This is a genomic window from Anaerobacillus sp. 63XJN7_5_ISO-PGPR-S23-430 (genome assembly GCF_056173695.1).
Map to the genome: position 1 here is coordinate 2,804,707 of NZ_CM149686.1, position 13,881 is coordinate 2,818,587.

The 13,881-nt window shown below is 38.1% G+C and carries 18 protein-coding genes; 4 read left to right on the plus strand and 14 right to left on the minus strand.

Annotated features, from left to right (window positions below; all coding sequences use genetic code 11):
* Nucleotides 1–62: 62 nt before the first annotated feature.
* Nucleotides 63–1,181 (minus strand): GPR endopeptidase, encoded by a 1,119-nt coding sequence (gene gpr, locus AC0VYJ_RS14815; protein ID WP_430244173.1) that lies wholly within the window; start codon nucleotides 1,179–1,181, stop codon nucleotides 63–65.
* A 156-nt stretch (nucleotides 1,182–1,337) separates the two neighbouring features.
* Between gpr and rpsT the strand changes: the two genes are divergently transcribed.
* Nucleotides 1,338–1,604 (plus strand): 30S ribosomal protein S20, encoded by a 267-nt coding sequence (rpsT, locus tag AC0VYJ_RS14820; protein ID WP_194219495.1) that lies wholly within the window; start codon nucleotides 1,338–1,340, stop codon nucleotides 1,602–1,604.
* A 44-nt stretch (nucleotides 1,605–1,648) separates the two neighbouring features.
* On the opposite strand, the gene holA is transcribed toward rpsT, so the two are convergent.
* On the minus strand, nucleotides 1,649–2,671 hold the full coding sequence (holA, locus tag AC0VYJ_RS14825; protein WP_430244171.1) for a DNA polymerase III subunit delta: 1,023 nt from the start codon (nucleotides 2,669–2,671) through the stop codon (nucleotides 1,649–1,651).
* Between the two features lie 403 nt (nucleotides 2,672–3,074).
* Here holA and AC0VYJ_RS14830 point away from each other — a divergent pair, with 403 nt between their 5' ends.
* Complete coding sequence (locus AC0VYJ_RS14830; protein ID WP_194219493.1) at nucleotides 3,075–3,206, plus strand: YqzM family protein; 132 nt, start codon at nucleotides 3,075–3,077, stop codon at nucleotides 3,204–3,206.
* 25 nt (nucleotides 3,207–3,231) lie between these two features.
* On the opposite strand, the gene AC0VYJ_RS14835 is transcribed toward AC0VYJ_RS14830, so the two are convergent.
* The 3 genes from AC0VYJ_RS14835 to AC0VYJ_RS14845 all read right to left on the minus strand — a co-directional run bounded on the left by AC0VYJ_RS14835 (nucleotide 3,232) and on the right by AC0VYJ_RS14845 (nucleotide 6,786).
* Nucleotides 3,232–5,514, minus strand: coding sequence for a DNA internalization-related competence protein ComEC/Rec2 (locus AC0VYJ_RS14835; protein ID WP_475365522.1), 2,283 nt, complete (start codon nucleotides 5,512–5,514; stop codon nucleotides 3,232–3,234).
* On the minus strand, nucleotides 5,514–6,077 hold the full coding sequence (locus AC0VYJ_RS14840) for a ComE operon protein 2 (protein WP_194219491.1): 564 nt from the start codon (nucleotides 6,075–6,077) through the stop codon (nucleotides 5,514–5,516). Before AC0VYJ_RS14840 ends, AC0VYJ_RS14835 begins: the two co-directional genes overlap by 1 nt.
* 67 nt (nucleotides 6,078–6,144) lie before the next feature.
* Entirely contained in the window at nucleotides 6,145–6,786 is a 642-nt protein-coding gene (locus AC0VYJ_RS14845) for a helix-hairpin-helix domain-containing protein (RefSeq protein ID WP_430244165.1), read from the minus strand.
* 101 nt (nucleotides 6,787–6,887) lie between these two features.
* Here AC0VYJ_RS14845 and comER point away from each other — a divergent pair, with 101 nt between their 5' ends.
* On the plus strand, nucleotides 6,888–7,724 hold the full coding sequence (gene comER, locus AC0VYJ_RS14850; RefSeq protein ID WP_475365523.1) for a late competence protein ComER: 837 nt from the start codon (nucleotides 6,888–6,890) through the stop codon (nucleotides 7,722–7,724).
* A gap of 87 nt (nucleotides 7,725–7,811) precedes the next feature.
* Here comER and AC0VYJ_RS14855 read toward each other — a convergent pair whose 3' ends face one another.
* From AC0VYJ_RS14855 to AC0VYJ_RS14890, 8 genes are read right to left on the minus strand one after another with little or no spacing between them, the layout of a single operon-like run.
* Nucleotides 7,812–8,540: a class I SAM-dependent DNA methyltransferase gene (locus tag AC0VYJ_RS14855; RefSeq protein WP_475365524.1), complete on the minus strand. Its 729-nt coding sequence runs from the start codon at nucleotides 8,538–8,540 to the stop codon at nucleotides 7,812–7,814.
* Nucleotide 8,541: 1 nt separating this feature from the next.
* The gene (gene rsfS, locus AC0VYJ_RS14860; RefSeq protein WP_194219487.1) at nucleotides 8,542–8,895 is read right to left on the minus strand and encodes a ribosome silencing factor; all 354 of its coding nucleotides are present in this window, start codon (nucleotides 8,893–8,895) and stop codon (nucleotides 8,542–8,544) included.
* 20 nt (nucleotides 8,896–8,915) lie between these two features.
* Nucleotides 8,916–9,482 carry a bis(5'-nucleosyl)-tetraphosphatase (symmetrical) YqeK gene (gene yqeK / locus AC0VYJ_RS14865; protein ID WP_194219486.1) on the minus strand — a complete coding sequence of 189 codons (567 nt, stop codon included), beginning with the start codon at nucleotides 9,480–9,482 and terminating at the stop codon, nucleotides 8,916–8,918.
* Nucleotides 9,469–10,059 (minus strand): nicotinate-nucleotide adenylyltransferase, encoded by a 591-nt coding sequence (locus AC0VYJ_RS14870; protein ID WP_371018229.1) that lies wholly within the window; start codon nucleotides 10,057–10,059, stop codon nucleotides 9,469–9,471. The genes yqeK and AC0VYJ_RS14870 overlap by 14 nt, the downstream gene beginning before the upstream one ends.
* The gene (gene yhbY, locus AC0VYJ_RS14875) at nucleotides 10,059–10,349 is read right to left on the minus strand and encodes a ribosome assembly RNA-binding protein YhbY (protein WP_475365525.1); all 291 of its coding nucleotides are present in this window, start codon (nucleotides 10,347–10,349) and stop codon (nucleotides 10,059–10,061) included. Before yhbY ends, AC0VYJ_RS14870 begins: the two co-directional genes overlap by 1 nt.
* Nucleotides 10,349–11,188, minus strand: coding sequence for a shikimate dehydrogenase (gene aroE, locus AC0VYJ_RS14880; protein WP_430244160.1), 840 nt, complete (start codon nucleotides 11,186–11,188; stop codon nucleotides 10,349–10,351). The genes yhbY and aroE overlap by 1 nt, the downstream gene beginning before the upstream one ends.
* A gap of 10 nt (nucleotides 11,189–11,198) precedes the next feature.
* A complete protein-coding gene (gene yqeH, locus AC0VYJ_RS14885; RefSeq protein ID WP_475365526.1) occupies nucleotides 11,199–12,308 on the minus strand; it encodes a ribosome biogenesis GTPase YqeH in 1,110 nt (369 codons plus the stop codon).
* A gap of 2 nt (nucleotides 12,309–12,310) precedes the next feature.
* On the minus strand, nucleotides 12,311–12,826 hold the full coding sequence (locus tag AC0VYJ_RS14890) for a YqeG family HAD IIIA-type phosphatase (RefSeq protein ID WP_194219481.1): 516 nt from the start codon (nucleotides 12,824–12,826) through the stop codon (nucleotides 12,311–12,313).
* Between the two features lie 354 nt (nucleotides 12,827–13,180).
* On the opposite strand from AC0VYJ_RS14890, the gene sda reads away from it, so the two are divergent.
* Nucleotides 13,181–13,324, plus strand: a complete 144-nt coding sequence (gene sda, locus AC0VYJ_RS14895) for a sporulation histidine kinase inhibitor Sda (protein ID WP_194219480.1) — start codon at nucleotides 13,181–13,183, stop codon at nucleotides 13,322–13,324.
* Between the two features lie 42 nt (nucleotides 13,325–13,366).
* Here sda and AC0VYJ_RS14900 read toward each other — a convergent pair whose 3' ends face one another.
* On the minus strand, nucleotides 13,367–13,825 hold the full coding sequence (locus AC0VYJ_RS14900) for a hypothetical protein (RefSeq protein ID WP_194219479.1): 459 nt from the start codon (nucleotides 13,823–13,825) through the stop codon (nucleotides 13,367–13,369).
* Nucleotides 13,826–13,881: the final 56 nt, after the last annotated feature.

Here is a 13,881-nt window from a genome sequence, read left to right on the forward strand (position 1 = left end):
TGGCCCCTTCCTGAAATAGCTCGTCCTTCAGTAATACCTATGCAAAAAAAACCAAAATATACTCAATGGGTATACATTCCACTATTTTGTTGGTTTACTTCCCCATGAAGGCAGCTATTAAGCCCTCCAGATATGACATTCGCCATATCTTCTATAAAAACATCTACTTCTTTAGGTGTAACCATTAAGTTGTGTCCCATAGGAGCAAGAACCTCTCGGATTAAATTACGTTTTTCTTCATCTTCTAGCGTCCCAATCATGCCAAGAAATGTTTGTCTTTTCTCTGCATCAGGGAGATCATCCTCTGTATATGTTTTTCTTTCTCCGAAAGTCATTCCTGCAGGAGCTAATGATTTCGATGGCTTTCCTTTTTCCTTCAACTCTCTTCCAAAATGTTTCAAAATAAAATCAATCGTATCACTCGTTATAGAGACAGCGTCAACAACTGTTGGTATGCCAATCGCTATTACTGGTATGCCGAGGGTATCAAAGCTTAGCTCCTTACGCTTATTTCCTACACCCGAACCAGGATGGATTCCTGTATCAGAAATTTGTATAGTTGTATTTACACGCTCGATTGATCTTGAAGCAAGCGCATCTATTGCAATCACGAAGTCTGGCTTAGCTTTTTCGATAACCCCATGTATAATATCGCTCGTTTCAATTCCTGTTACCCCCATAACACCTGGAGTAATTGCGCTTACAGGGCGAAACCCTTCTGAAACGGTTTCTGGTTGAAGCTCAAATAAGTGGTTTGTAATGAGCAGATTTGAAACAACTAATGGCCCTAGTGAATCTGGGGTAACATTCCAATTACCCAGCCCAACAATAAGACAACTCGCTTCTTTCGCAATATTTTGTTGTTTAAGGAAAGCCGCAAATTCATGAGCAAAGACATCCTGAACGGTTTGTTGAAGAGCAGAGTCTTTTCGACGAATTCCCTGTACCTCGAAGGTAAGATAATGACCAGCTTTTTTTCCTATCTCTTTCTCACCCTCTTCTGTCACTTCAACGGTTGTAATATTTACTCCCTTTTCATTTCTTTCTTTCACAATAACGCCTTTAAGCCCATCAGGCTTATCTTCTTTCATGCTTTTTGCTTTTTTCTCTTTCACCATTTCTTGCGCTTCAACCGCAAGATCTGTTCTCACCTGATATTTTTCTAGATCAACGAATCCCATCAGATCACCTCTCATTCTATCTGTTACATGTTAGCGTAACCCTGAAATAAGGTTTTCATTCTCTATTGCAATTCATTGTGCTATTTGATAGAATGTTTCTTGTTCTATGCACGGATATGACATGGAATTGTTAAGCCTTGCAAGGAGGTGAAAGGTATGCCAAATATTAAATCTGCGGTTAAACGCGTTAGAACTCAATCTGATCGTCGCGCTAATAACCTCGCTTTCAAATCTGAAATGCGTTCTGCAATCAAGACTTTTGAAGCGAAAGTTGAAGCAAAAGACGTTGAAGCTGCGAAAACAGCTCTTAACCAAGCTTCTAAGCGCATCGACAAAGCTGCTGATAAAGGAATCATTCATAGAAACACAGTAGCACGTAAAAAATCTCGTCTAACTAAAATGTACAACGAGATTTCAGCGTAATTCCTTAAAACGTTAAAAGCTGTTGGGGCAACCCAACAGCTTTTTTATGTGTTTTTAATTTTAGTAACTAACAATTCAAGAATAAGTTTTTTATCCATTCTACCTGTTTTCATTTCATAATCCGATTCTGCGATTTGGTCTAGAATAAAACGCAACTTTTCTTCATGAAAACTTCGACTTTGCTGCTGTGCAATTTTAACCGCGTAAGGATGCAATTTAAGTGTCGAAGCCATTTGCTTTTGACCATAACCTCGCTTAGAAAGTTCACTAACCTGGTATATAATTCGAAATTGCCTGCCGATTAAAGAAAGAATTTTGATTGGTTCTTCATTTATTTTTAATAAATCATATAAAATACGAAAGGCTTTATCTAGGTCTTTTCTAACAATCCGGTCTATTAGCGCAAAAATATCATTTTCTAATGTTCTTGCAACAAGGAGATCAACAACCTCCGCATTGACAACTCCACCCTCACCAACGTATAGAGCCATTTTATCAATTTCCTGCTGCAATAACATCAAATGACTACCTGTTAATTGAACAAGCCTCTCTTCACCTTCCTGGTCAAATGTAACACCATTCTCTTTTGCTCGTTGCTGAAGCCAGTCCCCAAGATGACTTTCTTGTAAAGCCTCAGCTTTCACAAAGGCTCCTGCTTTCTTAATTGATTTTACCAATTTTTTTCTCTCATCCAGCTTTTCATAAGGTGCTTCAATTATGAGTATCGTAAAAGGAGAAGGGTTTTCAGCATATCGTTGAAGGGAATCAAGATCATGCTCAACTTTGCTTTTGTCCCTAGCAGCTGTTAAAAACAAAGGATTCTTTACTATTATCACCCGTTTCTCCCCGAGAAACGGCAGCGTTTCAGCATCTTCTACGGCAGCTTGTACGGGGGTTTCGTTTAGATCATAATAAGCAAGTCCAAATTCTCTTTCCTCTTCAGGTAGTGCCTGTTCAATGATCATTTTTTGCAGCTCATCAATTAGGAAAGCTTCTGTTCCTGTTAAGAGATATAGTGGATCTAACTTGTTCTGTTTGATTTTCTTTTTTAAGTCTGAAATGGACATTTATGTACACCTCGATTTTATTCGTCCATTCCTATCCTAATAGCAGACAACAAAGTTGGCAAGTAGAAAAGGGAAGCCGGCTGCTACAACCAGCCTCCCATTTATAGTAAACGCTGCTCCGTAAGGCCTAGGACTCTTACCAAGCAACGATGTTCGGTGTGTAGTAGATAGGATATCCTATGCAAAGTTAAAGTATGGGTGACAACTCTTTACAGGAAAGGGAGTGATTTTTTCGCATAAATTACGTTCATTAAAAACGTAAACAGTTCATGGATAATAAAGACATGAGGAATAATACATGATACAATATTGTTTGAAATGTACATTTAAAGGAAAACCCCTACATAAAGACTACATAGGTAGTTAACAGTGAATACTATTGGGGAAGCAGGAGGGAAGGCAAATGAACGAGTTCGAAAAAGATGTTCAAGCTAAGGAGAACGACGCTGTTCAATCAGCTGTTGGCTTTGCAGTACCATTTTTATTCTTTTCCATCATTTTCTTCACGGCTGTAATTATTAAAGCGCTAGGCTAAATAGACTGCCCCAGGCAGTCTATTTTCAATTTAACATCACAGACCACCTTCCAATTTTGTTGTTTCTAAAGATGTATCTCACCGTACCATTCTCATCTGTTCTGAGGACTGGAATATGAAGTTCTTCATACCTTTTCAAAACCTCTTCGTTTGGATGACCATATCGATTATTTACACCTACTGAAATAATCGAAAGCTCAGGTGATAAATGCTCAATAAACTCTTTAGAGCTGGATGTAGGGCTTCCATGATGCCCTACTTTTAGTACATCGATTTCTTTGAGGTAACCACTTGAAAGCAATCGACGTTCTCCCTCTTCTTCCAGATCTCCTGTAAATAGCCAACTATATCCGCCTAATCGTGCATGAAGTATAATGCTACCGTCGTTCTCTTCTGCTTTCTCTAAAGCCTGAAAAATTGTAAATCGAGCGTCATTCAGAGACCAGGATTGCCCCGCCTCCGCTAAAGAAATAGTGGTCCCCCCTTCTTTCGCAATATGAATCAACTCTTTTTCTAATGCCGTTTGTTCTGTGCTGTGATCGAGTAATAACCTTCTTACAGAGACCCCTTCAAGCAACTCCTTGGCTCCCCCCGCATGATCATAATCCCCATGTGTCAAAATTAACAAATCAACGGCACGAATTCCTTTAGACTTGATATATGGAAGGACTACATCACCCCCTATATCAAATGATGAAGCTCTTTTTCGCCACTCTTCCTCATTGCCATACATCGGTCTTCCTCCTGTATCAATTAAGATGACCTGCCTTTGAAAAGGCAATGTAATTAATATACTATCTCCTTGACCCACGTCAATAAACGACACTTCTCCATATGGATTCAAATAAGGCATAACGTATAATACGATGCAAAATACACTCCACAAAGTTCCGCCTAAGAGAACATTTCCACGCTCCCACAAAAGCAAAATACCAATACTTACGCCTAATGAGACAATTAGCGTTATGGCTGATATTTTCCCGAATACAACAATCGTATCCTTACCTGCAATAAATACAAAGAAAGTATGAATATGATCTATAAAAAAAACGAGAATTTCAGAAATAAATTGAAAAAGAAAATGTAAGTGGAGGAAATGCAATAGAAAGGTAAGCATCAAACCTGGTAATACAATGACTGAAATAATTGGAACATATATGAGGTTTAATCCAAGACTTAGAATGGAAATTTGATGAAAGTGATAAATAACAACGGGGAATGAAATAATTTGAGGGATAACAGAAAGAGAAAGAAGCTGAGCGAATGGATGAGTTGAACGATTAATGATCGATTTGGAAGAAACAATTAAAGCAAACGCAATGAGAAAAGAAAGCTGAAATCCAATATGGTAGGCGTAATATGGGTTTACAGATAAAATAACCACACAAGCGAATGAAACACCATCAAGCGGATTGACATTTAACTTTAGCCGTAAGCTGATGACAACTAGCATAGCCATTAATGAAGCTCTCATAACAGAAGGAGCACATCCTGTTAGAGTCATATAAATCGGATAAAATGCAATGAGTGAAGTATACGCTTTTTCTTTGGTTAGTCCTAAACGGATACATAACCAAAAGAACACCCCTCCCACAACGCCAACGTGTAACCCCGAAACAGCCAGAACATGACTTAATCCTAAAACTTGATAAGCTTCCTCAACTTCATCTGGTAATAGGCTTCGTTCGCCTATTAACAAAGAAGCAGCCAATCCATGAAGGCGGGCTGGGTATTCTGAAACAATGGTCGATAAAACATTTTGACGAGATTGCTGAACTAAAGAAAAAAATGACTTTGATAATTTGTGACATTCAGGCTTTGATTTTAGTTCATAAATCCAATGAATGTTTTGGTAATAAAGATAACGCTCATAATCAAATAAAGAGGGAACTCTGAGAGGGGATGGAGGCTCTAGCGACCCAGAAAGGTAACATGTATAACCAACTTCTAATTGCTCTACTTCATTTTTTTCTTGTATAGAGGAGATATAATAATTGACCTTCAATTTCTCTTTTTCAGTCTTTAGTTCAAATGACATAAAATCGCCATCAATTTCTGGTATTGACGAAATGGTTCCTAGAATATTACTTGGCCCTTCCTTTAAGGATGTTACATTAAAAACATTCACAATAACTGTATAACTAAAGAAAAGAATGCAGGTTAGGCAAACTAACAGCATTAATAGCTTTCGCTTGCCCTTCCATAACCATAGTAATACTACAAATAATACAAAAAAGGCGCCTGAAAAATTGACACTCATTACGCCAATGAATGCAGCAGCTGCTATGACCCACAAATTCCCTTTCATTACATGCCGTATAGTTTTGAAGCTTTCTCATATAAAGGTTTTACTTCTGTTGGATCGAGTCCAGCATCAGATACTTTTCTTAACAAATCAGCCGTTAAATCAAGTTTCTCTTGACTATTTGTATCCAAAATCATTTCTTCCAGCTCAACTTGTCTAACACTTACTCCTGCATCCTCAAATAATTCAATCGCATAAGGATGATTTTTATAATTCTCAGCGTAGATGACCGTTTTAATTCCAGCCTGTATAATTGCTTTACAGCAGTTGAGACAGGGAAAATGAGTAACATAAATTTCAGCATCAGTTGTTTGCACACCAAATTTAGCACATTGTATAATTGCATTCATTTCAGCATGAATGGTACGAACACAATGATTATCAATGACGTAACATCCTTCATCAATACAATGCACCCCACCTGACACAGATCCATTATATCCGCCAGCAATCATACGCTTATCCCTCACAATTGTTGCCCCTACAGTTAAACGAGTGCATGTGCTCCTAAGTGCAAGTAAATGGCTTTGCGCCATAAAATATTGATCCCACGAAATGCGTTCCAAGGTTCTCCCCCCAATGTCTTTTATCTTCTATTAGTTTGATCTAAATAAACTGTCTCGTCAATCTATCTCATTGAACCGTAATCAAATCCTTTAATTTCTCAAACGTTTTCTCCCCGATCCCACTGATATTCATCAATTCTTCTATTGCAGTAAAACTACCATTGTCTTCTCGAAATTGGACAATTGCTTCAGCCTTGGCAGGACCTATCCCCGGCAGTTTTTGAAGCTCATTTAAATCAGCTGAATTAATTGAAACGAGCTGTGATTCAACACTTGGCTTCTCACTAACTGAACTAACTGAACTAGATGTCACTTCCCCAACTATTGGTACATAAATGACCATTTCATCCACTACTTTGCTTGCTAAGTTCAGCTGAACCTGATCGGCATCTTCAAGAAATCCTCCAGCTTTTTTAATGACATCCTTTACGCGCCCATTGCTATTTATTTCATACACGCCTGGCGCTACTACAGCTCCTTTCACGTCTACCAGTACGACACTAACTACTTCATCCGGCTTCTCTACAACCGTTTCTTTTGTTTCTTGGAGTTCACCACCTTCACTTTCTAAAAGCGCATGATCAAATGAGAGATTGTCTTGATTTTCTGCAAATACATTAAAATAAAAGAGGAAACTAATACCAACCGAAACGGCCAGAATAGAAAGAATTACTTTTTCACGAACAGTTAAATTTCGAAAATACTTCATTCTTCTCTCATACCTTTCTAATGTTTCATGGTCTTAAACATATATTTAGACTTTCATACATATGTTGTAGGAGAAATGAGTATGGAAGGAGGGGGAGTAAATTGAAAATCGGTGTAATTGGTACCGGCAATATGGGGACAATTCTTATTTCTTCCTTTATTGATTCGTGCGCCGTAATACCTTCCCATCTCACAATAGTAAATCGATCAATCGAAAAAGCGGCAACATTAAAAAGGCAGTACCCTTCGTTAAACCTTGTGAGAAGCGCAGAAGAAGTAGTGAAAAAATCTGATATGATCTTTGTTTGTGTAAAGCCACATGAGTATTTCCCACTCTTAAAGAAAATTCGACCTGGACTTAAACCCCAGCATCTTGTTGTTTCCATCACAAGTCCAATTAAGGTGAGTGAACTCCAATCGTTTGTTCCATGTGATGTTGCAAGAGCCATCCCAAGCATTACAAACAGGGCCCTAAGCGGCGCTTCACTCGTAACATTCAGCAGTCAGTGTTCTGAAGCAAATAAAGTGAAATTGCTTTACCTCATGTCACAAATTTCAACGCCGATCGAAACAGAAGAAGAAATCACTAGAGTTTCATCTGATATTGTCAGTTGTGGTCCTGCTTTTCTAAGTTACTTGATCCAACAGTTCATCGAAGGAGCAGTAGCTGAAACAGACATATCAAATGAACAGGCTTCCATTTTGGCTACTGAAATGCTGATCGGGATGGGGAAGCTTCTTGAAAAAGATTATTTTTCACTTGAAACATTGCAGAGAAAAGTAACTGTAAAAGGAGGCGTAACTGGAGAAGGGTTGAAAGTTCTCGAAGCGGAAACTGGAGAGATGTTTCGTCATTTAATACAGAGCACTCATAAAAAATTTGATGAAGATCGCGAAGGAATTAAAATTCAATTCAAGGAAGAATCGAGACAAAAATAATAACTACTTAAAGTTCATTCGTCAAAACTTAGCCGTTTCCTTTAACCAAATAAAAAAAGAGTGATTTCAATTGAAATCACTCTTTTTTCATTTCACAGCTCTAAAAAACAGGCGCTCAGATGTAGGAGTTGGAGCTAGCTCAGTAAAGTCAGCTGTTACTGAAATATTTGAAAAGCCTACCTCTGTTAACCAGGCTATATAATCATCCGTTTGGAACGTTCTTTGAAAATGAAGCTCATCAAATCGTTCATAGAGACCTTCTTCATTTTCTACAAAAAAGCTTAATTCATGCTCAACAGATCCCTCTTCTTCCCCGGCATAACTATTCCATATATAAGAAATGTCATCTTCACTACTCGCAAAAGTATGACCAACAAAATGGTTTTCCATTTTGTGAAGAGAGTGAACATCAAATAACAAAACCCCACCTGGTTTTAAATGCTTATAAATGCTTCGAAAAGAATCTTGAACACCATTTTCATCTGTGACATAGTTCAAAGAATCACAAAAAATCGTTACTATGTCGTACGTTTCACCAGTATCAAGTTCTCTCATATCTTGTTGGAGCAGGTTTAAAGGAAGATTGTATTTTAGTGCTTTATCTTGCGCCACGGAAAGCATATGTTCTGAAAGATCCACTGCAGTAACATCATATCCCGCTGACGCAAGTCTAATTGAACATTCTCCAGTACCAGATCCTAAATCCAAAATACGACCATGAGACAATTCCCCTTTAACAAGAGCAGACCATTTCTCATAAGGAGCTTCTTCCATCAAACGATCGTAAACATAAGAAAAGCGTTCATACGATTGCATATTATGCCAGAATTTCTTCAAGGCTTAAATGCGGTGCATCGCCCCATAATTTCTCAAGATTATAATAGTTGCGCTCATCTTTATGAAAAATATGGACAATGACGTTCCCTAAATCAACAAGAACCCATCTCGCTTGGTCATATCCCTCAAGCCTCTTCACATCCATACCTTGCTCTAATGCCTGGTCTTTAACCTCTTTTGCAATAGCTTGAACTTGCTTCTCTGAATTCCCGTGACAAATCAAGAAGTAATCTGCAATTAAAGAAACTCCATTCATATTAAGGGCTACAATATCTTCAGCTCTTTTATCATCGGCTGCTTTTGCAGCAAGGTTAATCATTTGGTTTTCATTCATATTGTTTCCTCCAATTCTTCTCAGGCGTTCAATGATTTTACAATGCTGTTATATGTTAAGAACGTCGCCGGATAAACGGGTTGATTCTTCTTCATTAGAAACTGCACAGTGTTCCTGAGAGACAACGCAATAGCTTGATCGAGATCTTGTTGAACCATTTCTCTGACCTCATCTACACCAGGAAATGACCGTCCTGGTTCAATGTAATCAGCTATAAACACACATTTTTCCATTAATGTCATTTCAGGACGACCTGAAGTATGATATTTGATGGCATTTAGAATTTCTTCATCCTCAATCCCTATCTCACAACGTACTAAATAAGCTCCAACTGGAGCGTGCCAGAGTTCAGGCGAATACTCCAGCAAATCTTCAGGAAATCCTTGATCAATAATAACCTGGCGCATTTCATCCTTTGGACGAAACTTAGCATAATCATGAAAAATAGCCGCAATTTCTGTCTTTTGACGATCTGCGCCATATTTTTCTGCAAGCTCAATTGCAGTATCCGTTACTCCAACAGTATGAACGTAGCGATGCTCAGTTAAATGAGGCTCAACTAACTTTAACGCTTCAGTTCGATTCATATAATCCCTTCTCTTCAATAAAAGTTCGGACGGCTTCTGGAAGCAAGTACCGTCCACTCTTTCTATGGCGTAAATCGTCTCTTAATTCACTTGAAGAAACATCGATTTGAGGAACGTCTATAACAGAAACATTGTAACGTTCTTTATCTGGATCATACCCAGGTCGATTTACTCCTACAAATGAAATCATCGAAGACAACTCATCAATTCGATGCCAATTGGGGAGATCCTCAATCATATCTCCACCAATGATAAAATAAAAATCGATATTAGGATAATTTTCTTTCAATATTTCAATTGTATCAATTGTATAGGATCGATCATTACGTTCAAATTCGATTAAAGAAAGCTTAAAGTAAGGGTTCCCCTCTATTGCCAACTGTACCATCTTCACACGGTGATGATTATCAGTAATATGACTACCATTTTTATGTGGAGGTCGATGACTTGGCATAAACCAAATTTCATCCATTTGGCAAGTTTCGAGCACCCCTTGCGCAATGGTAAGATGACCGAGATGAGGGGGGTCAAATGTTCCACCGAGTAGGCCGACTCTTAATTTTTTCTCAACAGTCATTATGGAAGAATAATTTCTTTATTCTCTTCTGATTCTTTATACAAAACAACCATATTCCCAATAATTTGTACGAGCTCCGCCCCTGTTTCAGTTGATAGTTGTTCCCCAACTGTATTGCGATCTTCGTCACAATTTTGAAGAATGCTTATTTTAATAAGCTCTCTAACCTCTAATGCTTCTTCAATTTGTTTTGTCATATTCTCATTCACGCCACCTTTTCCTACTTGGAAAATAGGGTTTAGACGATTAGCTTTTGCGCGTAAGAAACGCTTTTGTTTTCCTGTTAACATTAATATCCTCCTAGCTCTTTTAAAACCGTATTTCGCATTCGTTTCCGATCAGGCGAGACTCCTGTCCACTTTTCAAATGCAAGCGCCCCCTGTTCAACAAACATCGAGATGCCATTATCAGTGACTGCGCCTTTTGATTTTGCAAGCTTCATCCATTTTGTTTCTAGTGGATTATAAATCAAATCACTAACAACCGTACCTGATCTTATATGTTCAAGTGATATTGGCATTCGATCAAGGTGAGGGCTCATACCAATAGACGTTGTATTAATAACGATATCGAACTGTCCCAATGAAGTCTCTGCTTCAGATAGCGTTATAGCATTTGCCACGCTGTAATGTTGACATAATTTTGATAGCTCTTCTGCTTTCTCAAGTGTTCGATTGGCAATCGTTAAAGATGCCACCTCGGATTGGGAAACAGAAACAGCAACTGCTCGAGCAGCGCCTCCAGCACCAATAACAAGGATTTTCTTTCCGCTCAAGTTTTTTTCTCCAATCAAAGTGAGCAACGAAAGTAAATAACCTGATCCATCAGTGTTCGTACCGATATATTTACCATCACGCTTATAAACCGTATTAACCGCACCAATATCAATAGCTTCTTGCTCCACCTCATCTAGTAATGGAATAATGGCGACTTTGTGTGGAATGGTCACATTGAAACCTTGAATATCAAGCATTTTCATTGCATCCACACCATCTTCCAGCTGTTCTGGCGATAGATCAAATGCATGGTAATGATGCGATAAACCAAGCTCTTTAAATTCACCGTTATGCATGACCGGTGACATCGAATGTCCTATAGGATGACCAATCAGTCCATATAACTTCCCCATTATCTGCCTCCTAGATGAGTGATTTTCTAATAGACACGCCTACTCCTTCAGGTGCATATGCTTTCACAGTTGTTCCTTTACCGGATACGGTTACCCATCCTAGACCTGAAAAAACGATATCCATCTTTTCCTCTTTGATCCGGAGTTCATGACCAACTAGAGCAGGCAGCTCTTTCTTTGACTGATATCCTGGAGGATAAAGAAGTTCTCCTAGATGCTCATCATAAAGATCATCAGCCTTCTCAATTTTTGTACGATGGATATAGAGATCATTTGACACATGACAAATAAAAGACTGTCTTCCGCCCTCAACAAAATCAAGGCGTGCAAGTCCACCGAAAAACAGCGTTTGTCCTTCATTTAACTGAAATACTTTAGGCTTAATTTCTTTCTTTGGACTAATCACTTTTAATTCCTCAGCGTTGACAAAGTGTGCCATCTGATGATGATTAATAATACCTGGAGTGTCATATAATGTGTTTCCATCATCAAGCGGAATATCAATCAAGTCAAGTGTTGTACCTGGAAACTGACTTGTTGTAATCATTTGCTCTTCATCTCCGCCAAACTCTTGTATAAGTTGATTTACAAAAGTTGATTTACCAACATTTGTACAGCCAATTATATAAACATCTTTTCCATCTCTCAAGCGATCAATTTCACCTGCTACATCCATAACGCTATCGCCTTTTTCTGCACTCATTAACATGACATCAGCAGGCTTTAGTCCATTCTCTTTGGCGCTTGTTTGCATCCACTTTACTAACTTTGATTTGTTTACTGACTTGGGCAACAAATCTACTTTGTTTCCAACTAATAAAACAGGATTTCCTCCTGCGAATCTCTGAATACCAGGAAGCCAACTTCCATTAAAATCGAAGATATCGACAATCTTGACGATAAGAGCATCCGTTTGGCTAATTTCATTTAGTATTTTCAAAAAGTCATCATCTGTTAAAGAAACGTCTTGAATTTCATTATAGTGCTTTAAACGAAAACAACGCTGACATATAATGACGTCTCGATTAAGTGCAGACGGTGGTGCATAGCCAAGTACGTTTTTGTCTTCTGTTTGAATGTGTACACCGCATCCGGCGCAAATAATTTGTTCGTTGTCCAAACTTATTCCTCCCAATTTATCTTCCCTTTTCGTTTCATCCAGGTAAGGAAAATGCTTTCTATTTTTCGATTGAATTTCGTAAAGAACCCATCTGTGCTTGCAACTGGCACGACAAGAATTGTATGAAGGCCCATGCGATTTCCTCCGACCACATCCGTGAAAATTTGATCTCCAATAACTACAGTATCATCTGCGCTAAGATTCATATCCTTCAACGCTTTCCGAAAAGCTTTAGTCATCGGTTTTCGAGCTTCATATATAAATGGCACCTCAACTGGTGAGGCAAACTTTTCTACTCTTGTCTTATTATTATTCGAAACAATGGTAACGAGAATGCCCTCATCACTCATTTGCTTAAACCATTTTAGCAACTTAGGTGTGGCGTCAGCTCTATTCCATTCCACAAGGGTGTTATCGAGATCAGTAATAATGCCCTTAATGCCTCGCTCTTTCAATAATTCTGGGCTTATTTGAAAGATGTCTTGTACATGTTCATTTGGTAAAAACTTATTTAGCAAATTGCAACACTCCTACTATTAGTGACATCCCTATTGTATCAATATTTTCACCTCGTACAACTATTAACTTACGAATGAACAAAATGAAAACAAAATAATAAAATCAAAATTTTTCGACACATTATGTCATTCACAAAATATGTGGATAACATTATTAACATAAACAAACCATTAAATCATTGTGAATGACTAAGATATAAACATGATACCCACAAATTATCCACTCTTCACTGTGGATAACGGAACGGTTGTTCTCCGTATGTTTACGTGGTAAGCTTACTGCAAATAAAAGATCCACATACACAATATGCGGACTAGACGGAGAATAGAACCTTATTCAGGAGGTGCTTAATCATGGAAAAGTTATCAGATGACTTATTGATTGAATCCTTTTATAAGGCAAAAGAATTAAAGCTAAGTAGCGACTTTATTGGTCTTATTCAACGTGAGATCAAAAGGCGCAGACTTGATAAGCAAGTTTCTCTTATCGGGATTTAAACATTGCCAACCTTGATCGTATCCAGGGTTGGCCTTTTTATTTTATTCGATTTCAAAGTAGTTCCCCCATGAAGAAGTCCACTCTTCGCTTGTTACTTCATCAGTCGTCTTCATTTTCTTCGCTTTTCGAAAGTGATCAGGTTCTGATAAGAAGACAACCGCCAATCCTTCTGCTTGAAACCATTCCTTGTACTCTGTAAGCAATGGCTCAATATCTTGTCTTGTATATGCAAAAGGTTTCAACGCCACCACCGTTTGGTCATTACGGGATAAAATAATGACATCATTTATAGCAGACTCATTTTTTATTTTTTTTCGAATAGCTTCTAATGAACTTAACGGTTTATGATCTTTCATTATTGCGGCTCCGATGGGAGCCATTTCTATTGAGCGAAAATATTCTCTTGGACCAAATGGAGATTGATCCTCGCTTTTATATATCGTTTGACACGCCGTTAACAATATAAGGATAGGAATAAGAATAGAAATGGATTTTATCACGTGAATCCTCCTTTCGCAAATAGAATCGGCGATGTTTGGAAAACTTATACGGGAAA